Genomic DNA, 23,459 nt, shown 5'->3' with positions numbered 1-23,459 from the left:
GATTCGTTTAAATTAGGATTACGCGGGGGTGGCTTAGCGTGAATAATTTGCGGTTGATCACCGGCACGTCGCTGGCATTTTTGCTCGCTGGCTGTGCCGTGGGACCGAATTTCGTCCCGCCAAATCCCGGCCTTCCGGCGACCTCGTTTTTTGCGGGTGCGACGCACAAGCCGGTTGTCTCCACGCGCGTCGCGCTTCAGCCTGTTGATCCGAATTGGTGGGCGCTCTTCCACGATCGCGAATTGACCGCGATCGAGACCCGTGTCGCCGCCACCAACCTAGATGTGCGGACGGCAACGCTGCGGCTCGTCGAAAGCCGCTATCAGCGCGGTGTCACGGCTTCCAGCCTGTTTCCCACGCTCGACGATAATGGCTCTTACAAGCGCTATCAGATCAGTAACAGCGTCCTTGAAGGCGTCGCCGGCAACACGCTGCCCCCCAGTGCCCTCCAGCCCTTCGATCTATGGCAACAGGGCTTCGACGCCTCGTGGGAACTCGATATTTGGGGGCATGTGCGGCGTCAGGTCGAAGCCGCCGATGCCGACATCGATGCCGCGGCGGACCAACGGCGTGGCACGCTCGTCTCGGCGCTCGCCGAAGTGGCGCGCGACTATATGCAATTGCGCGGCATCCAGCGGCAGATTCAGATCGCCCGCGACAATGTGAAAACCGAGACCGATATTCTCAACATCACCAAGGATAGGCAGAAGACCGGCGTCGTCACCGGTCTCGATGTCGAGAATGCTGCGGCGCAGGTCGATTCGGTGCGCGCGACGATCCCAGATCTTGAACGCCAGCAATCCGAAGCGATCAATGCTCTGAGCCTGTTGCTCGACGCGCCGCCCGGTGGCCTCGCGGCGGAGCTTACGGCGCCCGGCGCGATTCCACCGCCACCGCCGCGCATGCCGGTTGGCATTCCGTCTGATCTCGCGCGCCGGCGCCCCGACATTCGCGCCGCGGAAGCGCAATTGCACGAAGCGACCGCGGACATCGGCGTCGCGGTTGCCGAATTTTATCCGACCGTCACGCTCAACGGCACCGTCGGATTCCAGGCGCTCGATCTGAAGCAACTCTGGAAAGGCGCGTCGCTGGAATATAACCTCGGGCCGAGTGTGACCATGCCGCTGTTTGAAGGCGGAAAGCTCACCTCGACCGTCAACCTGCGCAATACGCAACAGCAGGAAGCCTGGATCAATTATCACGAGACGGTGCTGAAAGCCTGGCACGACGTCGTCAATGCACTCGTCGCCTATCGCACCGAGGCAGCGCGCCATCGCGATCTGCTTGAACAGGTCGATCACGCCGGGAAAGCGCTCGATCTCGCCCGCAGCCGTTATCGCGACGGCGTCGAGCAATTCGTCACTGTCCTTGACGCGGAACGCACGTTGCTGGACGCGCAACGACAATCGGCGCAAAGCGCGACCAATATCGCCGTCGATATCGTGGCGCTCTACAAGGCGCTGGGCGGCGGTTGGGAATATGATTTTCCGCCGCAGCGGCACCTGCCGCTCACCGCCGCGTTGCCGGGGCTTTGATCTGATTTAATGAGAGCGTGTTCTCATCGAAAAAGTCGCGCAGCCTTTTCGGGAACACGCTTTATTCGAATGCCACGGAGAGCCCGTGCCGCTCGCATTCCTCGGTAATCTCGGCGGCAATTTTTTGTAGCTCTTCGACCGAGATTTCCTGATCGTCGTGCGGCATGTCCCAGGTCAGAATCTCGTCAAGACGGATGACGAAATCGGCCGGATGCTCGACATCCGCCAGATCCTTCACCGCGAAGATCGTCAGCCGCAACTCGCCTTGCGAGATGCGAAACGCGCCTTCGGTCATTTCGACGGCCAGTCGCGAGCGTGCGCTCAAGAATAAATCTCCGCGCCAAGGCAATTGCCCGACCTTACCATCCACTGCTCCTCACTGCGGCGACAATCTTTCGCATAACGCTCGGCAACGCTTCGGTGTCGACGTCCTTGACCCAGCGGCATCCTTGCGGCGCTTCCGCTTCGAGCTCAACATTCGCGACGAAAATATCGAGCGTTAGATTAAAATGCGTGAATTGATGCGCCACGTAGGCATCGAGCAAACGATACTCGGCGATCATCGGAGCTTCGCGCAAGGCGTCCGTCAAGTTGTAATCGGCTGTCCATTGCGTGCCCGGTACTTCGCTCATGCCGCCGAGCAATCCGTGCGATGGCCGCGTGCGCAGCAGGATGTCATCTCCGCGTCGCAAAAAGAACGCCGCGCCGCGACGATCGGGCCGCACCGCCTTCGCTGCCTTGCGCGGCCATTCCTCGGGCGTCAGCCGTGCCGCCGCCTGGCAAAAAGCCTTGAGCGGGCAAAGGTTGCAGACGGGATTGCGCGGCGTGCAGATCGTCGCGCCCAAATCCATCATCGCCTGCGTGAAATCGCCGGGCCGCGCATGCGCGAGCAACGCCGCCGCGTGTTCCTTGATCAAAGGCTTCGCGGCCGGCAGTGGCGTGTCGATCGTGTAGAGGCGGGCGACGACGCGCTCGATATTGCCATCGACGGCGACAGCCGGCTCGCCGAAGGCAATTGCCGCGATTGCCGCCGCCGTATACGGCCCGATGCCGGGCAACTGCCGCAGGGCCGCCTCTGTCGCGGGGAATTGGCCGCCATATTCGGCGACGACGGCCTTGGCGCAGGCGTGAAGGTTGCGGGCTCGCGCGTAATAGCCAAGCCCCGCCCATTGCTGCATGACGGCTTCCGTCGGCGCGGCGGCGAGCGCCGCGATATCCGGCCAGCGTTGGCGGAAAGCCTCGAAATAGGGCTTTACCGCCGTGACCGTCGTCTGTTGCAGCATGATCTCCGAGAGCCAGACAAGATAAGGATCGGCGCTGACGCCCGGCAGAGCGCGCCACGGCAGAGCGCGGCGATGGCGATCATACCAGGCGAGCAGCGCAGTCGCAGGCGTTTCGGGCGCAGGCGGCGCAGCGGCCTTTTTGCGGGCTGTCTGAGGCATCCGTATCATCTATCAACGGGCGATTGCCGCCGCCAAGTCTACAAAGCGTATATTAGTCTGATGCGCCCCTCGATTCTCGATCCTTTGTTTGCCTCGGCGACGAACCTGCCCGGTGTCGGGCCGAAAGTCGGCAAACTGCTCGATAAATTGGTTGGCCAGGGCGATAGCGGCGCCCGCGTCCTCGATCTTCTGTTTCATCTCCCGACCGGCACGATCGACCGGCGCCAGCGCGCGAAGATCGCCGACGCCCCGCTCGACCAGATCGTCATGATCGAGGCGACGGTCGTCGAACATCGCGCCCCGCCGCCGCGCTCACGGGCGCCACACAAGGTTCTCGTCGAAGACGAGACCGGCGATGTGCTCCTCATCTTTTTTCTCGCCAACCTGGCCTGGATCGAAAAGAGCCTGCCGGTGGGCGAACGGCGCTTCATCTCCGGCAAGCTCGAGCTTTGGGAGGGACATCGCCAGATGGTGCATCCCGACCGCATCGTCGATGCCGAAGGCCTCGCCTCGATGCCACTGGTCGAGCCGGTCTATGGCCTGACCGAAGGCCTCGCACCCCGCGCGTTGGCGAAGATCATCAGCGCGGATTTGACGCGCCTGCCGAAACTGCCGGATTGGCTGGCACAGACCCGCGCTAAACCGCCGGGTCTTCCCAGCTTCAGCGCGGCGCTCGAAACCTTGCATCATCCGGCCGAGCCCGAGGCCATTGCGCCGATGGCGCCGGCCCGGCTGCGGCTCGCCTTCGACGAATTGCTCGCGCATCAATTGGCGCTGGCCCTGACCCGCGCCAATCTGCGTCGCGCGGTCGGACGCGGCAGTCAGGGCGATGGCTCCCGTAGCGACGCCATTCGCAAAAGTCTGCCCTTCTCGCTCACGGCGGCTCAAGAGGATGCACTTGCGGAAATCCGTCGCGATCTCGCGGCGCCGGAGCGCATGCTACGCCTCCTGCAAGGCGATGTCGGCTCGGGCAAGACGATTGTCGCGCTGCTCGCGATGACGGATGTTGTCGAGGCTGGACGCCAGGCGGCGCTAATGGCGCCGACCGAAGTGCTCGCCCGGCAGCATCATGAATCGCTGCAAAAATACGCCGCCGCCGCAGGTTTGCGTCTCGCTTTGCTGACCGGCCGCGATATGGCTGCGGTTCGCACGCGCACACTGGCGGCATTGGCCGCGGGCGATATCGACATCGTCATCGGCACGCACGCGCTCTTTCAGGAGAGCGTCGCGTTTCGCGATCTCGGTCTCGCGGTCGTTGACGAGCAGCATCGCTTCGGCGTGCATCAACGCCTCGCGCTTGGGGCCAAAGGCAATGGCACGGATATTCTGGTGATGACGGCGACGCCGATCCCGCGCACCCTCGTGCTCGCCTGTTTCGGCGACATGGATGTCTCGACCTTGCGAGACAAGCCGCCGGGCCGTCAGCCGATCGAAACGCGGGCGCTGCCGCTTGAGCGCATCGGCGATGTCGTCACGCGCTTGCAAGGCGCGGTCGCGGATGGCGCACGCGCCTATTGGATTTGCCCGCTCGTCGCGGAAAGCGAGACGCTGGACGTCGCTGCTGTCGAGGAACGCTATGCCGCGCTCAAGGATATATTCCGTGGCGAAATCGGTCTCGTGCATGGCAAAATGAAAGGCGCCGAACGTGACGCGGCGATGGCGGCTTTCGCGCGTGGCGACATCAAAGTACTTGTTGCGACAACCGTCGTCGAAGTCGGCGTCGATGTGCCCGAAGCCTCGATCATCGTCATCGAGCACGCCGAGCGTTTTGGCCTCGCGCAATTGCACCAATTGCGCGGGCGCGTCGGCCGCGGCCGCACCAAATCGACATGCCTTTTGCTCTATAAAGCGCCGCTCGGCGAAACCGCCAAGGCGCGCATCGAGATCATGCGCGAGACGGAGGACGGCTTCCGCATCGCCGAGGAAGATTTACGCTTACGCGGCGGCGGCGACGCCATCGGCACACAACAATCCGGCCTCCCCGGCTTTCGACTGGCGCAAATGGATATTCACGCGGACCTGCTGAAGCTCGCGCATGCCGAAGCGCACAACATCCTCGCGACCAATCCGAAGCTTGACGGGGAGCAAGGCAAGGCACTGCTCGTTCTGCTGCATCTCTTCGAGCGCGAGGCGGCAGTGAAATTGTTGCAGGCGGGGTAAGGAACAATGCCTGATTACGCCGAATCAGCCGCAAAGATCATCGCGCCCTTTGTCGAGGCCGATCTTTTCGCCGGGAGCATTCTCGTCGCACAAAACGGCGCGCCGCGGTTGCGGCAAGGGTTCGGCCTCGCCAATCGCGAATGGAATGTGCCGCACAGCGTCACAGGCAAATTTCGCCTCGGCTCGTTGACCAAGCAATTTACCGCGACCGCGATCCTGCAATTGATGGAACGCGGGCGTCTCGCGCTTGACGACAAGGTCGCGCGGCATTTTCCAAATGCGCCCGCGGCGTGGGCTGATGTTTGCCTGTTTCATCTGCTGACGCATGCGTCGGGCATTCCGAGCTATACGTCGCTGCCGCATTTTTTCGCGCAGGACGGGCGGCGTGACCACAGCCCGCGCGAACTCATTGCGCTCACCGAAACCATGCCGCTCGATTTTCCACCGGGCAGCGCCTTCAAATATAACAACGGCGGCTATGTGATCCTCGGCCACGTCATCGAGCACCTGACGGGCCGGAGCTACGAAGCTTATGTGCGCGAAAATATTCTTGAGCCGCTCGGCCTCCGCAACACCGGCTATGAACATGTCGAAGCCATCATTCCTGAGCGCGTGCCGGGCTATCGCTTGAGGAACGGCCAGATCGAGAATGCCGGATTTCTTGCGATGAGCGTGCCGCATGCTGCCGGTGCGATTTACTCGACGCTCGACGATCTGCTGGCGTGGCAACGGGCGCTCGTGGCGGCGAAACCTTTCAGCCCGGCCTCGGCCGCTCTGATGTTCAAGGATCACGGCCACGGCTATGGCTTCGGCTGGGGAATTCAGAGCCAGTTCGGGCGGCGTCAATTCGTTCATGCCGGCGGCATCAATGGCTTCAGCGTCGTCGTGAGTTTTTATCCGGACGATGACCTGTTCATTGCCATCCTCGCCAACATTCAGGCCGCGCCGGTGCAGAAGATAGCCCGCGATCTCGCGGCGCTGCATTTCGGTGTTACCGAACCCATGCCGTCTCTTGTGCTCGATGCGGCATTGCTAGCCGATTATGTTGGAACGTATCGGCTTGCCTCCGGCCGCACCCTGCGGATCATGCAGGAAGGTGCTCGGCTTTTCGCCGAGACGGGCGATTACGCGCAACAGGAATTAGTCGCGACCGACGATCAGACGTTCGCCGCGCGGCTTGTCGATTGGCACCTGCGCTTTGCGGCCGACGGCGTCGAACAGGCGCAAAGCGTCGTTCTTGTTCGTGATGGTATGGAGATGAGCGGAACGCGTGAGGGTTAGTGGCCCGTCATTGCGAGGAGCTTAAGCGACGAAGCAATCCAGACTACTGGATTGCTTCGCCTTCGGCTTACCATAACCGCGCGAAACTCAATGCTCGCGCAATTCCTCTTCGACCTGAATCGTATCGTCGTTCTGGTCTTCGGTCACCTCGCCACCCACGCGGCCGCGACGGCCAGCGCCGTTCGAAGGCCGCAGTTCGCGCGGCAGCGGGAAGAAGACGCTTTCATCCGCCGTCGAAACGATCTCGACATCAAGTTCGAAGCGCTCCGCGAAAGCATCCATGATCTCTTCGACGAGGACTTCCGGTGCCGAAGCGCCGGCCGTGATGCCGACGGACTTCACGTCTTTGAAGAGATCCCATTCGACATCGTCGGCGCGCAGGACGAGACGTGAGAGCTTGCAGCCGGAGCGCTCGGCGACCTCGCGCAGACGCTGCGAATTCGATGAATTCGACGACCCCACGACGATCATCGCATCGACGGTCGGAGCGATGCGCTTCACCGCCTCCTGGCGATTGGTCGTCGCGTAGCAGATGTCTTCCTTGTAGGGGCCGATGATCTTGGGGAAGCGGCGCGTCAGCGCATCGACCATCTGGCGCGTATCGTCGATCGACAGCGTCGTTTGCGTGACATAGGCGAGATTGCCTTCGTCGACGACGCTCAGGTTTTCGACATCCTCGGGCGTCTGCACGAGGATGATGGAGCCCTTCGGCAATTGGCCGAGCGTGCCGACAACTTCGGGATGACCGGCATGGCCAACGAGAATCACTTGATGGCCGCGGCGGAAATGCGCCTCCGCCTCGCGATGAACCTTGGTCACCAAGGGGCAGGTCGCATCGAGTGCGAAAATCTTGCGGGACTCTGCATCGGCGTGGATAGATTTCGGCACGCCATGCGCCGAGAAAATGACTGGCTGCTGCGTGTCGGGGATTTCGTCGAGTTCTTCGACGAAGATCGCGCCCTTGGCCTTGAGCCCTTCGACGACGTATTTGTTATGGACGATCTCGTGGCGGACATAGACCGGCGCGCCGTAGATGCGCAAAGCCTGCTCGACCGCATCGATGGCGCGGACGACGCCGGCGCAGAAGCCGCGCGGGGCGCAGAGAAGAATCTGCAGCTTGGGCTTGCTCGTCACCTCAGGCTCGGAGAGCAGGGTCTCTGACATCGATGATTTCCGTCAAGTGATTGGGATCGTTAATCAATCCTGCCGCTCTACTGCGAACGACAGCCGCATCGCAGCATTCATATTGGTTGTGGGCTGGGCGTTGCGCCCTGTCAAGAGATAGGCGGCGCGGCGGTTTTTCCCAGCCATCAGCGCTTCTCCAGGAAAAAGCCGCGCAACAAGGCCGCCGCCTCGCCTTCTCGAATGTTGCCGTAACAATCCGGGGCGTGATGGCATGTCGGTTGGGTGAAAAAGCGGGGGCCATGCTCCACCGCCCCGCCCTTCGGGTCGGGCGCGCCCCAATAGAGCCGGCGCAGACGCGCGAACGAGATCGCCGCCGCGCACATGGCACAGGGCTCAAGCGTCACGTAGAGGTCGCAGCCAATTAGACGCTCCGAACCCAGCACCTCGCAGGCGGCGCGGATCGCCAGAATTTCGGCGTGGGCGGTCGGGTCCTTCAATTCCAGCGTCCGGTTGCCGGCGCGGGCCAGAACCTCGCCATCGCGCAGGATGATTGCGCCGACTGGCACTTCGCCGCGCGCGCCCGCCGCCCGCGCCTCATCGAGCGCCAGCGCCATCGCATCGATCCGGTGAGGTATTTGCGCCATGAAACCTTTTCCGTCCGCTCGGCTGTTCCTTCCGCCCGGTTCTGCTATCAAACGCCATGTCCCAAGACCATGGCCGTCCCCAAAGACCGAAACGCCCGCCCGTCCGCCCACAAGCGCCCGATGCCGAGAAGAAGGGCGAGCGCGTCGCCAAGGTGATGGCGCGCGTCGGGCTTTGCTCGCGCCGCGACGCCGAGACGTGGATCGCCGACGGCCGCGTCGCCGTCAACGGAATCGTGCTGACCTCGCCCGCGACCAACATCGGCCCGGCCGATCAGGTCGAGGTTGACGGCAAGCCATTGGCGCAGCGCCAGCGCACCCGGCTTTTCATGTTCAACAAGCCGCGCGGCCTCGTCACGACGAATAAAGACCCGGAAGGCCGCCAGACGATCTTCGATTATCTCGCCATGCATCATCCCGACGCGCCGCGGCTCGTCACCGTCGGCCGGCTCGACATCAACACCGAAGGCCTGCTGCTGCTCACCAACGACGGCGGCCTGGCGCGCGTCCTCGAACTGCCTTCGACTGGCTGGCTGCGCCGCTATCGTGTGCGCGCCAACGGCGAGACCGATCAGGCGCAACTCGACACGCTGAAAGACGGCGTAACGCTTGACGGCATTCATTACGCCGGGATCGAGGCGACGCTCGATCGCTTGCAGGGCGCCAATGCCTGGCTGACCATGGCCCTGCGCGAGGGCAAGAATCGCGAGATCAAGCGCGTGCTCGAACATCTCGGCCTCGAAGTGAACCGGCTCATCCGGCTGTCTTTCGGGCCGTTCCAGCTTGGCGACCTGAACGATGGCGGTTTGGAAGAGGTCCGTGGCCGTGTGCTGCGCGATCAGCTCGGCGAAACCTTGCTGCGTGAATCGGGCGCCGATCTCGACGCACCACTGACGGCCGAACCCGAACCGCACGTCGAGGACCGCCGGCCACCGCGAAAACAAGCCGGCGGCGCAGAGCGGAAAATGCGGACGCATCGGCCGCCCGTGGCGGAGCCTGAACAGGACAAGCCGCGCCATCGCCCCCTCCCCGGCCCGCGCAAACATGTCTCGGCCTTGCGGGCGCAAGAGGATACGAGCGGCCCGCGTCAGCGGATCGAACGTGCGACGACGGAGGACCGCAAGGGTCGCACGATTGCCGTCGAGCGGCACGTTCTTGCCAAACCCCCGAAGAAAAAGTCGCGCTTCGCCGACAAATTTTATTCACCCGCAAAGGCCGATGGCGCGCCCAAAGCCGAGCGCCCGCAGCGCAGCCCGGCGCAACGTCCCGAGAGGAGCGCGACGAAGCCGGAATGGTCTGCTGAAAAGCGCGCGGAGCGTCCCCCAGGGAAGCGCCCGGAGCGGAATGGAGCGGAGCGGCCCGAAAGAAGCTTCGCGAAACGCCCGGAACAGCCCGGCGAAAAGCGGCCGGAGCGCGGCCCCGCGCAGCGCCCCGAGCGGAGCGCGACGAAGCGGCCTGAATGGTCTGCCGAAAAGCGCGCGGAGCGTCCTGCCGGGAAGCGCCCGGAACGGAGTGGAGACGAGCGGCCCGAGCGAGGCTTCGCGAAACGCCCCGAACGGCCTGCGGGGGAGCGCCCGCACCGCAGCCCGGCGCAGCGCCCCGAGAGGAGCGCGACGAAGCGGCCGGAATGGTCTGCCGGAAAACGCGCAGAGCGGCCCGCCGGGAAGCGCCCGGAACGCAATGGAGCGGAGCGGCCCGAAAGGAGCTTCGCGAAACGACCGGAACGGCCCGGCGGAAAACGGCCTGCGCGCGGGCCACAAAAACCCGGACGGCCGGATGACTCCCGCCGGCCGCCGCGCGGGCGTTAAATGCGGATTGTTGCAGGACGTTTGCGCGGGCGCACGATTGCCGGCCCGACCGACGAGTCGATCCGCCCGACATCGGATCGTCTGCGCGAGACGATCTTCAACATCCTCGCGCACGCTTATGACGACCCGGTCGCGGACGCCGCCGTCATCGACCTTTTTGCCGGCACCGGCGCAATGGGCTTCGAGGCCTTGTCGCGCGGCGCGCGGCGCACACTCTTCGTCGACGATGCTTCGAATGCCCGCGCGCTTCTCCGCGCCAATGTCGATGCGCTCGGCCTTGGCGGCGAAACGCGCATTTTCCGGCGCGACGCGCGCAAACTCGGCGATGCCCCACCGGGCGAGCAATTCAGCGTCGCCTTTCTCGATCCGCCCTATGGGCAGCATCTCGGTGAACAGGCGCTGATGGCGCTCCGCGACGGCCGCTGGCTCACGCCCGATGCCCTGGTCGTCGTCGAGGAAAGCCTCGAATCCGAAGTCGAAATTCCGAGCGGTTATCGGCTGGTTGAAACGCGCGGCTACGGCGGCACGAAAATTCTGTTCGTGCGCGTGGCAGGTTGAGGCGCGCTATTTCCCTTTGAGCGCCCGCCAGCCGATGTCGCGGCGGCAGAAGCCATCGGGCCAGTCGATCGCATCGACGGCCGCATAGGCCCGCGCCCGCGCCTCGGCGAGGGTCACGCCAAGGCCGGTGACGTTCAGCACCCGGCCGCCATCGGCCAGCAGGTGGAGCCCCTCACGTTTCGTCCCCGCCTGCGTAATGACGACGCCCGGCAGCGCTGCGGCCTTGTCGAGGCCGCGAATCTCCGTGCCCTTTTTCGGTGTGCAGGGATAGCCGTCTGCGGCGAGCACGATCGTCAGCGCATGTTGCGACGACAGCGAGAAGCTCTGGCGGATAAGCCGGCCGTCAGCACAAGCAAGCAGCAGTGCGAGAAGATCGCCCTGGAGCCGCGGCAGAATCGCCTGCGTTTCGGGATCGCCGAAGCGGACGTTGAACTCGATGAGCTTCGGCCCGTCCTTGGTCAGCATCAGGCCGGCGAAAAGCACGCCGACGAAAGGCGTTCCCATCTGCGCCATGCCGCGCAACGCCGGGTTGATGATCTCGTCCATCACCCGTGCCGAAAGCGCATCGTCCATCGCGGGCGCCGGCGAATAGGCGCCCATGCCGCCGGTATTCGGCCCCGTGTCGCCTTCGCCGACCCGCTTATGGTCCTGCGCCGAGGCAAAGGCGCGGGCGGTCTTGCCGTCGCAAAGCGCGAAGAAGGAGATTTCCTCGCCGTCGAGAAACTCTTCGATAACCAGCGTTTGTCCGGCCGCGCCGAACAGGCCGCCCAGCATCTGATCGACCGCCGCTTCGGCCTCGGTGATGCTCTCGGCAACGACGACGCCCTTGCCTGATGCCAGCCCGTCGGCCTTGACGACGATCGGCGCACCGCGGCTGCGGATATATTCTTTTGCCGTATCGGCATCCGAAAATTGCGCTGCGGCGGCGGTCGGAATCGCGAAGGCGGTACAAAGATCCTTGGTGAAGCCCTTCGAGCCTTCAAGCTGCGCGGCAGCGCGGCGCGGCCCGAATGCTTTGATGCCCGCCTCCGCCAGTTCATCGACAAGGCCGGCGACGAGCGGCGCCTCGGGGCCGACGACGACGAAGCCGACGTCCATCACCCGGCAGAAATCCACGACCGCCGTCGCATCCGCGGGGTCGAGCGCGACGCAGGTCCCGACTTCCGCAATGCCCGGATTGCCGGGCGCGGCGAAGAATTGGCCCAGGAGCGGGCTTTTTGCAATCTGAAGGGCGAGCGCATGTTCGCGGCCGCCGGAGCCAAGGAGAAGGACGTTCACGATTGTGGATTCGGATGATTGATATGCCCGGATATCCGTAAACGGATATTTTTAGGCGCGCTACCGCGTCTTTATCGCCGCCCGAAGAGCCGTTCGATGTCGGCTAGCTTCAGTTCGACATAAGTCGGGCGGCCGTGGTTGCATTGGCCGGAGCCCGGCGTGCGCTCCATTTCGCGCAGGAGCGCATTCATTTCCTCAGGGAGCAGCCGCCGGCCGGCGCGCACCGAATTGTGGCAGGCGAGCGTCGCCAGCACATGATCGAGACGGCGCTCCAGCGGCAAAGCAGCGCTCTCATCTTCCGCCAGAACGTCGGCGAGATCGCGCAACAGCCTGTCGGCTTCGAGATGTTTGAGCACGCTCGGCTGTTCGCGCAGCAGAATGGCGCCGGGGCCGAAGGCTTCGATCACGAGGCCAAAATCGGCAAGCAGGGGCGCGGCAGCGTCGAGACGGCGGACAGCCGCCTCTTCCAATTCGACGACGGTCGGAATGAGCAGAACCTGCCGTTCGATACCGCCCGCCGCGCGCGCGGCCTTCATCTTTTCATAGACAAGGCGCTCGTGCGCGGCGTGCTGATCGACAACGACGAGGCCATCGCTTGTCTGCGCAATGATATAAGTGCCGTGGATTTGCGCCCGCGCGGCGCCGAGCGGTGCATCGGCATCGTCGTGCAAAGCCGCTGCGGTGCGCACATCGGCACTCGGTGCAATATGATCGAAACGCGCCTGACCTTCTGCAACGCCCGAATAGGCCGCGGAGGTCTCGGGCGTCCAGTTCGCCGGCCGCTGCGGCCGCCAGCCGGAAAGTCCGTTGCCGTTTGGCCGGCGCGCCAAAAGATCAAGCGCAGCACTGCCGTTGCTGGGCGTCGCACGATGGCGCGCGCCCTCAAGCGTTTGTTTCACCGCGCCGACGACAAGGCCGCGGACAAGGCCCGGATCGCGAAACCGCACTTCGGCCTTCGCCGGATGCACGTTGACATCGACCTCGCGCGGATCGCAGGTCACGAATAACGCCAGCGCCGGATAACGCCCCGCCGGCAGATAATCGACATAGGCGCCGCGCGCCGCGCCGACGAACAGCTTGTCGCGCACCGGACGATCATTGACGAAGAAATATTGCCCATTGCTATTGGCGCGATGCCAGGTCGGCAGACCGGCGAAGCCCCAGAGCCGCACGCCTTCACGCTCTGCGTCGAGCGCCAGCGCATTGGCATGAAAATCCTTGCCAAGGATTTGCGTAAGCCGCTGCAACAACCCATCAGCGTCCGCGGTACAAGCCGCGTAATCAAAGCCGGAAATATCCGGGCCCGAGAGCGCAAACCGTACCTCCGGATGCGCCATCGCGAGACGCTGGAGGACATCGGCAACGGCTGAAGATTCGGTACGGTCGCTTTTCAGGAATTTGAGCCGTGCCGGCGTCGCGGCGAACAATTCGCGCACTTCGACGCGCGTCCCCTGCGGCTGCCCAGCGGGCGCGAGCCTGTGTTTCAGCCCCTGATCGATGCGGATATGGCTGCCGTCGCGCGCGTCCCGCGCACGCGAAAAAATATCAAGCGTCGCGACCGAGCCGATCGATGGCAGCGCCTCACCGCGGAAGCCCAAAGTGCCGATCTGCGAAAGATCGCCATCGGGCAATTTCGAGGTCGCATGACGCTCGACGGCAAGTTCGAGATCGGCGGCACCCATGCCAAGACCATCGTCGATGACACGGATGAGACGGCGGCCGCCCGCCTCAATCGCAACATCGATGCGCGTCGCGCCGGCATCGAGCGCGTTCTCGACGAGCTCTTTCACCGCCGCAGCTGGCCGCTCGATCACTTCGCCGGCGGCGATGCGGTCGACAAGGACGGGATCGAGACGGCGAACGGGCATGTCGATCCCCGGACCAGAGCGGCCTTACAATCCCACCGGCCGCCCGGCGACCGCGACGAGCAGCGACCCATCGCCAAAGAGCCGCTTCGCGGCGCGCTTGGCATCGTCCATCGTTACGGCTTCGATCAGCTTGTTGCGCGCATCGAGATATTCGACGCCATAACCTTCAGCCTGCAGGTGCACGAGATGCCCCGCAATCTTGGTCGAGGAATCGAAGCGTAGCGCATAAGAGCCGATGAGATATTTTTTCGCCTTGTCGAGTTCTTCGTCGGTCGGACCCGCATCGGAGAGGCTGCGGATTTCGCCCTGGATGACTTCGAGCGATTCCGCGGCGCGCTCGTTCTTCGTTGAGGTGCCTCCGAAAAGCATCGCGCTATGGTCTTGTGCAGCAAGCTGCGAATAGACCGAATAAGCGAGGCCGCGCTTTTCGCGCACTTCGCGGAACAGGCGTGCCGAAAACACGCCGCCGCCGAGCACGTGATTGACCACAATGCCGGGCATGAAGTCAGCGTCGTCGCGCGGTATGCCCTGACGGCCGAAACGAATCGTCGATTGCGGCAGATCGATATCGGCGATCTCGCGCCGCCCGACGCCGGCGAAAACAATATCCGGCACCGGCAGCAGCGACGCCTTCTGCGGCAGTGAACCGAAGACATCGTCGAGATAAGTGCCAAGTGTCAGCGCGTCGATCGCACCGACAACGGCGACCATCAGATTGTCGCGCGCGAAATTCGCGGCGCGGAAATCCGCGATATGCAGCCGCGACAGCGAATCGATCGTCGCAAGATCGCCACGCACCGGCGCGCCATAAGGATGGCCCGCATAAGCGATGGCGCGAAACGTGCGGCTCGCGACGTGATCGGGATCATTGGTCTCACGCCGGAGGCCGGCAGAGATCTGGCTTTTCACCCGCTCGAGCGGTTCAAGATCGAGCCGTGCCTGCGTGACGGCGAGGCCGAGCAGTTCAAATGCCTTGGCCTTGTTGCGTTCCAGGGTCTGCATCCGGCCGACAAGAAGATCGCGATCGGCCGAGAAACTGATTTCGATCGCCTGCTCTTCGAGGATGCGATGGAACGCTTCCGAATCATAAGGACCCGCGCCTTCGTCGAGCAGGCCCGCGAGCAGCGTCGCGACGCCCGGCAGGGTGGCAGGGTCTTGCGAGGCGCCACCGAGAAAGGCGAGTTCGAGCGCCACCAGCGGCACGGTGTAGTCTTCAACGAGCCAGGCCTTGATGCCGCCGGGCGAGACGATCTGCTGGACTTTCGCCGCGTGCGAACTGGTGGGCTTCAATTCCGTCTTGAGACTGTCGGTCATTTTGCATCCCGTTGGGCGTGATCGCCGGAAACCCAGTTCCGCGGCGGTCGCAACATTTGAAAATTAAGCCGCGCGGCCTGCCGGCAGCAAAAAGCCGGTGACGCCGCGCTGGTGATCGAGCCAATGCGCTGCCTTCAGCACCTGATCTGCCGTGACGGCCTCGATCCGTGCTGGCCAGCTCTGAATATCGTCGAGCGATAGGCCGGTGGCGAGCGAAGCGCCGTACCATTGTGCCATCGCGCCCTGGTTGTCCTGCGCATAGATCGTCTCGGCAACGAGACGCGATTTGGCGCGCTCGATATCGGCGGCGTCGATGCCCTTTTCAGCGAGCCCGGCGACAATGCCGGCAATCTCCTCGTCCAACGTCTCAAGCGAGACGCCGGGCGCCGGCATGCCATAGAGATAGAAGCGCGTCTCATCGAGCGCCGTGCCGCCGTAATAAGCGCCGATCGAGACTGCGAGCTTCTTTTCGACGACGAGTGTCCGGAACAGGAGGCTCGTCTGGCCGCCGCCGAGATAATGCGCCAGCACCTCCAGCGCCTCGGCGTCGCGCGGCGCGGTTCTATATGAGGGAACGAGGAAGCAAACCTGATAGGAGGGCTGCTCGACTTTCTCGTCGGCGAGCGTGATCTGCCGACGCGCCTGTGCTTTCGGCTCGCCGACGCGCCAGCGTTTGGGCGCTTCACCACGCGCCGGAATCTTGCCGTAGACCTCGCCGGCAAGCGCGACCACGTCCTTCGGCTCGACATCGCCGGCCACAATGAGAATGGCATTTTCCGGCGTGTAGAAACGCTCGTAATAAGCCAAGGCATCGTCACGGCCGAGGCCGGCGATATCGTCCGCCCAGCCAATCACTGGCAGTCCATAAGGATGGCGGGTGAACAACGCCGATTGCACTGCCTCGCTCAAAAGATCGCCGGGGTCCGAATCGGTGCGCATACGGCGCTCTTCGAGCACCACTTCACGCTCGGGCGTCACCACCTCGTCGGTCAGAACCAGGTTCTGCATCCGGTCGGCTTCATAATCCATGCAGGTGCGCAGGTGATCCTTTGGCACGCGCTGGAAATAAGCCGTGTAATCGTTCGAGGTGAAGGCGTTCTCCTGGCCGCCGACATCGGCGATAAGTTCGGAGAATTGGCCGGCCGGGTAATCCTTCGTCCCTTTGAACATCAGATGTTCGAGAAAATGCGCGATGCCGGACTTGCCGACCGGATCGTCAGCCGATCCATTGCGATACCACACCATATGGGTGACGACGGGCGCGCGATGATCCGGGATCACCACGATCTCAAGACCATTGGCGAGCTTCGCGCTGGTCACGGCCGGACCCGCGGGCTTCGCGGGCGATACCGAAGGCGTGAGAGGCGCGTTTTGATGAGCCTGGGACATTCGTCTGCTTTCTCAAAGAGAGGCAATGGCTAAGCTTACGCCATGCCCGGAATCTCGAATAGGTCACGGCAGGATTGCGCGAAAACCGCTCGGCGCTTTCGCAAAGCCGCCCGTGAGGCTACCCCCGCCCCATATAGGAAGCAATTTGCGGCGCGCGCAGGGGGCGCTGTCCCCAGGCTTAAATCGCCAAGCCGCGCTCAGCTGTCGCGATAGACTTTCTCGCGCCGCTCGTGGCGCTCCTGCGCTTCGATCGAAAAGGTCGCTATGGGCCTGGCATCAAGACGCTTGAGCGAGATCGGCTCCCCCGTCTCCTCGCAATAGCCGTAGCTGCCGTCCTCGATTCGGCCGAGCGCCGCATCGATCTTGGCAATCAATTTACGCTGCCGGTCGCGGGCACGGAGTTCGATCGCGCGATCCGTTTCCGAAGAGGCGCGATCGGCGAGGTCAGGAAGGTTTTCGTTGTCATTTTGCAGGACGACAAGCGTTTCGCGGCTTTCGCGCAAAATATCTTCCTTCCATGCAAGCAACTTGCGGCGAAAATATTCACGCTGCCTTTCATTCATGAAAGGCTCGTCTTCCGACGGTCGATAATCGACATCGATCGTTTCATTCGGCACGTTCAACATCTCCGCACCTCAGACGAAATCGCTGGCCTTATAACGAGATGCGCAAGGCTAGACAATAAGTTCCTTGCTTCCGACAGATGTTTTCAACGTCGTTCCGAAATAACCGGAGCAAAAGCCATCAATCGGCCACCGCCGACTCAAGCACTTTGCGCAGATTATCGCTGATCTTGTCGAGGAATCCGTTGGTCGAGAGCCATTTCTGGCTGTCGCCGACGAGCAAAGCGAGGTCCTTGGTCATAAAACCCGATTCGACCGTATCGACGCAGACCTTTTCTAAAGTAGCGGCGAAACGCGCCAGTTCCTCGTTGTCGTCGAGCTTGGCACGATGGGCGAGCGCGCGCGTCCAGGCGAAGATCGACGCAATCGAATTGGTCGAAGTCTCGCGGCCCTTCTGATATTCGCGATAATGCCGTGTGACGGTGCCGTGCGCAGCTTCGGCTTCGACGGTCTGCCCGTCCGGCGTCAACAGCACTGAGGTCATCAGGCCGAGCGAACCAAAACCCTGGGCGACCGTGTCCGATTGCACGTCGCCATCATAATTCTTACACGCCCAAACATAGCCGCCCGACCATTTGAGCGCCGAGGCGACCATGTCGTCGATCAGCCGATGTTCGTAGGTGATTCGCGCGGCCATATAATCCGCCTTGAACTCGTTCTCGTAGACTTCCTGGAAGATGTCCTTGAAGCGCCCGTCGTAGGCCTTGAGAATCGTGTTCTTGGTCGAGAGATAGACCGGAAATTTGCGCAAGAGCCCATAGTTCAGCGAGGCGCGGGCAAAATCGCGAATCGAATCGTCGAGATTGTACATCGCCATCGCAACGCCGGCGCCGGGGTAGTTGAAGACTTCCTTCTCGATGATAGTGCCGTCTTCGCCTTCGAACCTGATCGTCATCCGGCCCTTGCCGGGTACTTTGAAATCTGTTGCGCGATATTGATCGCCAAACGCATGACGGCCGACGACGATCGGCGCCGTCCAGCCGGGCACGAGACGCGGCACGTTCTTGCAGATGATTGGCTCGCGGAAAATAACGCCGCCGAGGATGTTGCGGATCGTGCCGTTGGGCGACTTCCACATTTCCTTCAGATTGAATTCTTTGACGCGCGCCTCGTCGGGGGTGATCGTCGCGCATTTGACGCCGACGCCGTGCTTCTTGATCGCGTTGGCGGCCTCGACCGTGACCTGGTCATCCGTCGCGTCGCGGTTTTCCATCGACAGATCGTAATAGTCGAGATGAATATCGAGATAGGGATGGATCAGCTTGTCGCGAATCAAGTGCCAGATGATCCGGGTCATTTCGTCACCATCGAGTTCGACGACGGGATTTGCGACCTTGATCTTGTTCATGGCAAAACCTTTGGCATTACGGAAGGGGCGCGGCCCCTATAGCACCGGCAAGTGGGAGCGGAAAGCGGCGTGGCGATAGACCTTGCGCCGCTTTGCGACGGTGACATAAAAGGCGACCATGGGACGTCTGCAGGGCATTCCAATAAGCGCTTTTCGACGATGAAAAGTCGCCTCCCCGCCGCAAGATCGCCTATAGAGAGGCGATGACTGGCGCTGGCACAAATCATACCATTCCGAGCCTCACGGGCGGCCCCGCGATCATTCTCGTGCGGCCGCAGCTCGCGGTAAACATCGGCATGTGCGCCCGCGCCATGGCGAATTTCGGCCTCAGCGATCTGCGGCTTGTCAATCCGCGCGAGGGCTGGCCGCGCACCGGCGCCTTACGCAAGGGCGCCTACGCCGCGGCGGCAGGCGCCGTGCATCTGCTCGAATCAGCCAGGCTTTTTGCGAGCCTCGAAGAGGCTGTCGCCGACCTCAACGGCGTTTTCGCGACGACGGCGCGCGAACGCGGCCAGGTCAAGTCTGTCCTCGCCGCGGATGAAGCGATGATCGAAGCGGCGGCGCGCATTCGGGGCGGCGAGAAGCTCGGCATTCTCTTCGGCCCCGAGCGGACCGGGCTTGCCAATGAAGAGGTCGTGTTGGCCGACAAGATCGTCAGCTTTCCGGTCAATCCGGCCTATGCATCGCTCAACCTCGCGCAGGCGGTTCTGCTGATCGGCTATGAGTGGATGAAGGCCGCGCATGGCAGCGCACCGCCGTTTCAGCAAGCGGAGCGCTCCCCGGGGGCGCCGCGCGAAATGGTCGTCTCGTTCTTCGAATATCTCGAAGGCGAACTGGAGCGCGTCGGTTTTTTCCGGCCCTTGGCGAAACGACCGGTGATGCAGAACAATCTGCGCAATATGTTCCATCGGATGCATCTCACCGAACAGGACGTGCGCAGTTTCCGCGGTATGGTCGTGCGGCTTGTCGAAGGACCGCGGGTGGAACGGCCGAAGAGAAAAAATCAGCCCTCCGACGACAACGGCTGAGCGACCGATTCGAGCGATTTGCCCTCAGCGGCCACGCCGAAGAGCGCCTGCACAATGCCGGCGCCGATCATTAAGGCGGCACCGACAAGATAGCCGATGAGCACGAGGCCGCGTTTTTCGGTCTGGATCAGAGCCCCGAAAAGCACGGGCGCCGCGACGCCGCCGATGCCCGTGCCAACAGCATAAAATACGGCGATCGCCAAAGCACGGATCTCGACCGGAAAAATTTCGCTCACCGTCAGATAGGCGGCGCTCGCGGCCGCCGAAGCGAAGAAGAAAACGATCATCCAGGAGATCGTCTGCGTCTTCGCGTCGAGCACGCCGGCATCGAACAGCACGGCCGACACGGCGAGGAGGATACCGGCGATAGCATATGTCGCGGCGACCATCGGCTTGCGGCCGATCTTGTCGAAGAGTGGGCCAAGAAGCAGAGGCCCGAACACATTGCCGGCGGCGAAGGGAAAGACATAAAGCCCGACGCTCTGATGCGGAACTTTATAGAATGTCGTCAGCACCAGTGCGTAGGTGAAGAAGATCGCATTATAGAAAAAACTTTGCGCGCTCATCAACGCGAGGCCGACCAGCGTGCGCGGACGGAACGTCACAAAGAGCGCGCGAAAAACCTCGGCGAGCGGCGTATGGCTTCGTGGCTTGATGCGCAGCGGCTTCAAGGTTTCCGGATCGCTCAAAGCGATATTGCGCGCGGAAAATTCGGCCTCGATTTGCCCCACGATCGCCTCGGCCTTTTTCTCGTGCCCATGGATGACGAGCCAGCGTGGGCTTTCGGGAATAAAGGTCCGCAAGGCGAGAATGCCGAGCGCCAGAAGAGCCCCGATGAAGAAGGCCGCGCGCCAGCCCATGTCGGCGCTGAAATGCGCCGGATTGAGCAAGTAGATCGACGCCGCCGCGCCGAGCGCGCCGCCGACCCAGAACGAGCCGTTGATCGCCATATCGACGCGCCCGCGTAGCCGCGCCGGGGTAAATTCCTGAATGGTCGAATTGATCGCACTGTATTCGCCGCCGATCCCCGCGCCGGTCAAAAAACGAAACAGACAGAAGCTCGCGAGATTGAAGCTGAAAGCTGTCGCCGCTGTCGCCGCCGCATAAAGGCCGAGCGTAATGAAGAAGAGTTTCTTGCGCCCATAACGGTCGGTGAGCCAACCGAAAATGAGCGCTCCGACGACCGCGCCGGCGAGGTAGAAGCCCGAAATCAGACCGATGTCCCAATCGTTGAAATGCAGCGTCGGGCTTGCCACCAGCGCTCCGGCGAGCGAACCAGCCAACGTCACTTCAAGCCCATCGAGAATCCAGGTAATGCCAAGCGCGATAATCATCCGCAGGTGGAACACGCCGAAGGGCAGCCGGTCGAGTCGCGCCGGCACGCGCGTTTCGATGAAAGATTGGTCGTCCGCAGCTTTTTCGCTCGCCATGCCCCCTCCGCGGGAGTTCAACGCGGATGCCGCCGAAAAAGCCTCAAATCGAATCACAGATAACGCGAACTGTTACATCCGCGCCTTTCGCCCTCGAAATGGGTCGATCTTCGAGCCCGAAAAGGCTAAGGACCGGTATAATTGAGCGCCCCTCGTCTGGAGACTTATGTCAAAACCGCCGCACGTTCTTGTCTTCGATTCTGGATTGGGTGGCTTGACCGTTCTGGCGGAAGTGATGCGCCTGCGGCCGGACGTGAGCTGCCTTTTCGCGGCGGACGATGCAGGTTTTCCCTATGGCCGGCTCGCCGAACCCGCGCTGATCGCGCGCGTCGGCACGGTGATGACCCATCTCGTTTCGGATTACGCGCCCGACGCGGTCATCATCGCGTGCAATACCGCGGCGACCGCAGTCTTGCCGCATCTGCGCGCCTCTTATCCGCAAACTCCCTTCATCGGCACGGTGCCGGCGGTGAAGCCGGCGGCGGCACAATCGCGCTCGAAGCTTATTTCCGTGCTCGCCACGCCAGGCACTGTCGCACGGGACTATACCCACGACCTGGTGCGTACCTATGCCGCCCATTGCGACGTGACGCTCGTTGGCTCGACGCAACTCGCCAGCCTCGCCGAGGCTTGCATGAAGGGCGAAGACGTCACCGACGCTGCGATTGTTGCAGAAATCGCGCCCAGCTTTGTCGAAAAAGACGGCCAGCGCACCGATTGCATCGTGCTCGCCTGTACCCATTATCCACTGCTGCTCAAGCAATTCGAGCGGCTCGCGCCGTGGCCCGTTGCGTGGATCGACCCCGCCGAGGCCATCGCCCGCCGGCTCGATCATGTGTTGCGGGAGAAGCTCGGCGGAGCAGAGCCGGAAACGGCAAATTGGCCGCGACACGCGGCTTTATTCACCAGCGGCGCCGGGCCAAGCCCGGCGCTTGCCAAAGCGCTTCATGAGCGGGGGATCGGCAGAATACTCGAAAACCCGATCCCGATGGCGATAGCTTAGGCATCGGCCGCGAGAATTTTTCGCGCCTCGGCCTCGTCGCGACGCATCTGCGCAACGAGAGTTTCGATCGAGTCGAATTTCAACTCATCGCGCAGAAAATGGACAAAGACGATTTCGAGCGTCTTACCGTAAAGGTCGCCGGAAAAATCGAAGACGTAGACTTCGAGCAGGGGCGCGCCATTATCGAACGTCGGACGGGTGCCGAAACTCGCGACGCCGCCGAACCAGATATCATCGATGCGTGCCCGCACGGCATAAATTCCATGTCGCAGGCGCACGGAATGATGAAGCCGCAAATTGGCGGTCGGAAAGCCGAGATCCCTGCCGCGCTTGTGGCCATGCACGACGTCAGCGATGATGAAATAGGGATGGCCGAGCAGAACTTTCGCCCGTTCGACATCGCCGGCTTCGAGCGCTTTTCGCGTTTCGGTGGACGAGGCCGGCAGGATCGAGCCGCTTGAATCGGCGGCAATCCGCTCGACGATCTCGACCGCAAAACCGTAGCGCCGGCCAGCATCGACGAGAAAGGCCGGCGTGCCTGCCCTGCCTTTGCCGAAGTGAAAATCATAGCCGGCAACCACACCGCCGACATGCAGACGTCCGACGAGAATATCACGAACGAAATCTTCCGCCGGCATGGCGGCGAGGTCCGCATCGAAGGTCAGCGCGATCATCCCGTCGATCCCGGCACGCGCTAGCGCAACGGCCTTTGTTTCCTGCGGCGTAAGCCGGAAAATTGTATCGGTTCTAAAAAAGAAGTCCGCTGGATGCGGCTCGAAAGTCAAAACCGCGCAAGGGCGTCCGAGCCGGGCTGCGATATCCTCGGCGCGTTTCAGGACCGCGACATGGCCGCGATGCACACCATCGAAATTTCCGATAGCGACCACGGCCCCATCAAGACCAGCAGGGGGAATCTGGGGATCGACCGCGACGACAAAACGCGATGACGCGAAATCGACCATTAGCAACCAGAGAGGTGGGGCGTATCGCCAGGCGGCGCGAACCTGCCCCGCGAAGCGACATCCGTCAAGCTGCGGCATTTTCGCCAGCGTGGACAAGAAGACGTTACCTTGTTGCCCCGCAATTTGACCGATCCGAGAGTTTTCCGGATCGCAATTAACTGAATTGCAAGCGCCCATCCGTTTAATTGCAGCGGCGCCGATGAAGTTGATTTGGCGGCGCGGCATAGCTTTTTATTAACCGACCGTTTTATCGGCCGGAGGACTTAATGATTGTGGAACCGTCACTTCCGATCCTTATCGTCGATGACTACAAGACGATGGTTCGGATCATCCGTAACCTGCTCGGCCAGATCGGCTTCACCGATATCGATGAAGCATCGAGCGGCGCCGAAGCACTCGAAAAAATACATGATAAGTCCTACGGACTCATCATATCGGACTGGAATATGGAGCCGATGACAGGCTACCAGCTTCTACAAAAGGTCCGCGAAAACAAAGACGTCGCCGAAGTGCCATTCATCATGGTGACGGCGGAGTCAAAAACCGACAACGTGATTGCAGCGCGCAAAGCGGGGGTCAGCCACTACATCGTCAAGCCATTCAACGCCACGACACTCAAAGCCAAAATCGACTCGGTCTTCACAATGGCTGCCGTCGCCTGAACTG

At 62.4% G+C, this 23,459-nt stretch carries 20 protein-coding genes; 8 read left to right on the top strand and 12 right to left on the bottom strand.

Annotation, left to right across the window (positions count from 1 at the left end):
• The first annotated feature begins 38 nt into the window (after positions 1-38).
• Positions 39-1,535 carry an efflux transporter outer membrane subunit gene (locus WDN02_RS09660; protein ID WP_337293289.1) on the top strand — a complete coding sequence of 499 codons (1,497 nt, stop codon included), beginning with the start codon at positions 39-41 and terminating at the stop codon, positions 1,533-1,535.
• A gap of 61 nt (positions 1,536-1,596) precedes the next feature.
• Here WDN02_RS09660 and WDN02_RS09655 read toward each other — a convergent pair whose 3' ends face one another.
• A complete protein-coding gene (locus WDN02_RS09655) occupies positions 1,597-1,860 on the bottom strand; it encodes an Imm74 family immunity protein (RefSeq protein ID WP_337293288.1) in 264 nt (87 codons plus the stop codon).
• Positions 1,861-1,894: 34 nt separating this feature from the next.
• Positions 1,895-2,977 (bottom strand): A/G-specific adenine glycosylase, encoded by a 1,083-nt coding sequence (mutY, locus tag WDN02_RS09650; RefSeq protein ID WP_337293287.1) that lies wholly within the window; start codon positions 2,975-2,977, stop codon positions 1,895-1,897.
• 60 nt (positions 2,978-3,037) lie between these two features.
• Here mutY and recG point away from each other — a divergent pair, with 60 nt between their 5' ends.
• Together recG and WDN02_RS09640 are read left to right on the top strand one after the other, a co-directional pair.
• A complete protein-coding gene (gene recG, locus WDN02_RS09645; protein WP_337293286.1) occupies positions 3,038-5,137 on the top strand; it encodes an ATP-dependent DNA helicase RecG in 2,100 nt (699 codons plus the stop codon).
• Between the two features lie 6 nt (positions 5,138-5,143).
• Positions 5,144-6,418: a serine hydrolase domain-containing protein gene (locus WDN02_RS09640; RefSeq protein ID WP_337293285.1), complete on the top strand. Its 1,275-nt coding sequence runs from the start codon at positions 5,144-5,146 to the stop codon at positions 6,416-6,418.
• Between the two features lie 87 nt (positions 6,419-6,505).
• Here the strand turns inward: WDN02_RS09640 and ispH are convergent, their stop codons facing one another.
• Both ispH and WDN02_RS09630 read right to left on the bottom strand, forming a co-directional pair.
• Positions 6,506-7,582 carry a 4-hydroxy-3-methylbut-2-enyl diphosphate reductase gene (gene ispH, locus WDN02_RS09635; protein WP_337293284.1) on the bottom strand — a complete coding sequence of 359 codons (1,077 nt, stop codon included), beginning with the start codon at positions 7,580-7,582 and terminating at the stop codon, positions 6,506-6,508.
• A 146-nt stretch (positions 7,583-7,728) separates the two neighbouring features.
• Positions 7,729-8,187 (bottom strand): nucleoside deaminase, encoded by a 459-nt coding sequence (locus WDN02_RS09630; RefSeq protein WP_337293283.1) that lies wholly within the window; start codon positions 8,185-8,187, stop codon positions 7,729-7,731.
• 56 nt (positions 8,188-8,243) lie between these two features.
• Between WDN02_RS09630 and WDN02_RS09625 the strand changes: the two genes are divergently transcribed.
• Both WDN02_RS09625 and rsmD read left to right on the top strand, forming a co-directional pair.
• Complete coding sequence (locus tag WDN02_RS09625) at positions 8,244-9,992, top strand: pseudouridine synthase (RefSeq protein WP_337293282.1); 1,749 nt, start codon at positions 8,244-8,246, stop codon at positions 9,990-9,992.
• Positions 9,993-10,550 carry a 16S rRNA (guanine(966)-N(2))-methyltransferase RsmD gene (gene rsmD / locus WDN02_RS09620; RefSeq protein ID WP_337293281.1) on the top strand — a complete coding sequence of 186 codons (558 nt, stop codon included), beginning with the start codon at positions 9,993-9,995 and terminating at the stop codon, positions 10,548-10,550. It begins immediately after the preceding gene.
• Positions 10,551-10,556: 6 nt separating this feature from the next.
• Here rsmD and purD read toward each other — a convergent pair whose 3' ends face one another.
• From purD to WDN02_RS09590, 6 genes are all read right to left on the bottom strand, one after another.
• Entirely contained in the window at positions 10,557-11,828 is a 1,272-nt protein-coding gene (gene purD / locus WDN02_RS09615; protein ID WP_337293280.1) for a phosphoribosylamine--glycine ligase, read from the bottom strand.
• A gap of 71 nt (positions 11,829-11,899) precedes the next feature.
• Complete coding sequence (gene mutL, locus WDN02_RS09610) at positions 11,900-13,696, bottom strand: DNA mismatch repair endonuclease MutL (protein ID WP_337293279.1); 1,797 nt, start codon at positions 13,694-13,696, stop codon at positions 11,900-11,902.
• A gap of 24 nt (positions 13,697-13,720) precedes the next feature.
• Entirely contained in the window at positions 13,721-15,010 is a 1,290-nt protein-coding gene (locus tag WDN02_RS09605; protein WP_337293278.1) for a pitrilysin family protein, read from the bottom strand.
• A gap of 63 nt (positions 15,011-15,073) precedes the next feature.
• Entirely contained in the window at positions 15,074-16,330 is a 1,257-nt protein-coding gene (locus tag WDN02_RS09600; RefSeq protein ID WP_337293277.1) for a pitrilysin family protein, read from the bottom strand.
• 266 nt (positions 16,331-16,596) lie between these two features.
• Positions 16,597-17,025 (bottom strand): RNA polymerase-binding protein DksA, encoded by a 429-nt coding sequence (gene dksA, locus WDN02_RS09595; protein ID WP_337293276.1) that lies wholly within the window; start codon positions 17,023-17,025, stop codon positions 16,597-16,599.
• Positions 17,026-17,143: 118 nt separating this feature from the next.
• On the bottom strand, positions 17,144-18,370 hold the full coding sequence (locus tag WDN02_RS09590) for an NADP-dependent isocitrate dehydrogenase (RefSeq protein ID WP_337293275.1): 1,227 nt from the start codon (positions 18,368-18,370) through the stop codon (positions 17,144-17,146).
• Positions 18,371-18,573: 203 nt separating this feature from the next.
• Between WDN02_RS09590 and WDN02_RS09585 the strand changes: the two genes are divergently transcribed.
• Positions 18,574-19,398, top strand: coding sequence for an RNA methyltransferase (locus tag WDN02_RS09585; RefSeq protein WP_337293274.1), 825 nt, complete (start codon positions 18,574-18,576; stop codon positions 19,396-19,398).
• Here WDN02_RS09585 and WDN02_RS09580 read toward each other — a convergent pair.
• Positions 19,374-20,828 (bottom strand): MFS transporter, encoded by a 1,455-nt coding sequence (locus WDN02_RS09580; RefSeq protein ID WP_337293273.1) that lies wholly within the window; start codon positions 20,826-20,828, stop codon positions 19,374-19,376. The two genes, WDN02_RS09585 and WDN02_RS09580, sit on opposite strands and share 25 nt — an antisense overlap.
• A 166-nt stretch (positions 20,829-20,994) precedes the next feature.
• Here WDN02_RS09580 and murI point away from each other — a divergent pair, with 166 nt between their 5' ends.
• Complete coding sequence (gene murI / locus WDN02_RS09575; RefSeq protein ID WP_337293272.1) at positions 20,995-21,831, top strand: glutamate racemase; 837 nt, start codon at positions 20,995-20,997, stop codon at positions 21,829-21,831.
• Here murI and WDN02_RS09570 read toward each other — a convergent pair.
• A complete protein-coding gene (locus tag WDN02_RS09570) occupies positions 21,828-22,793 on the bottom strand; it encodes a bifunctional riboflavin kinase/FAD synthetase (protein ID WP_337294907.1) in 966 nt (321 codons plus the stop codon). The genes murI and WDN02_RS09570 overlap by 4 nt on opposite strands.
• 266 nt (positions 22,794-23,059) lie before the next feature.
• Here WDN02_RS09570 and WDN02_RS09565 point away from each other — a divergent pair, with 266 nt between their 5' ends.
• On the top strand, positions 23,060-23,455 hold the full coding sequence (locus tag WDN02_RS09565; RefSeq protein WP_337293271.1) for a response regulator: 396 nt from the start codon (positions 23,060-23,062) through the stop codon (positions 23,453-23,455).
• Positions 23,456-23,459 lie beyond the last annotated feature (4 nt).

It is taken from the genome of Methylovirgula sp., assembly GCF_037200945.1.
Classification (GTDB): domain Bacteria; phylum Pseudomonadota; class Alphaproteobacteria; order Rhizobiales; family Beijerinckiaceae; genus Methylovirgula.
Note: the sequence above shows the minus strand (reverse complement) of the source record. Positions and strands in the feature narration are given on the sequence as shown.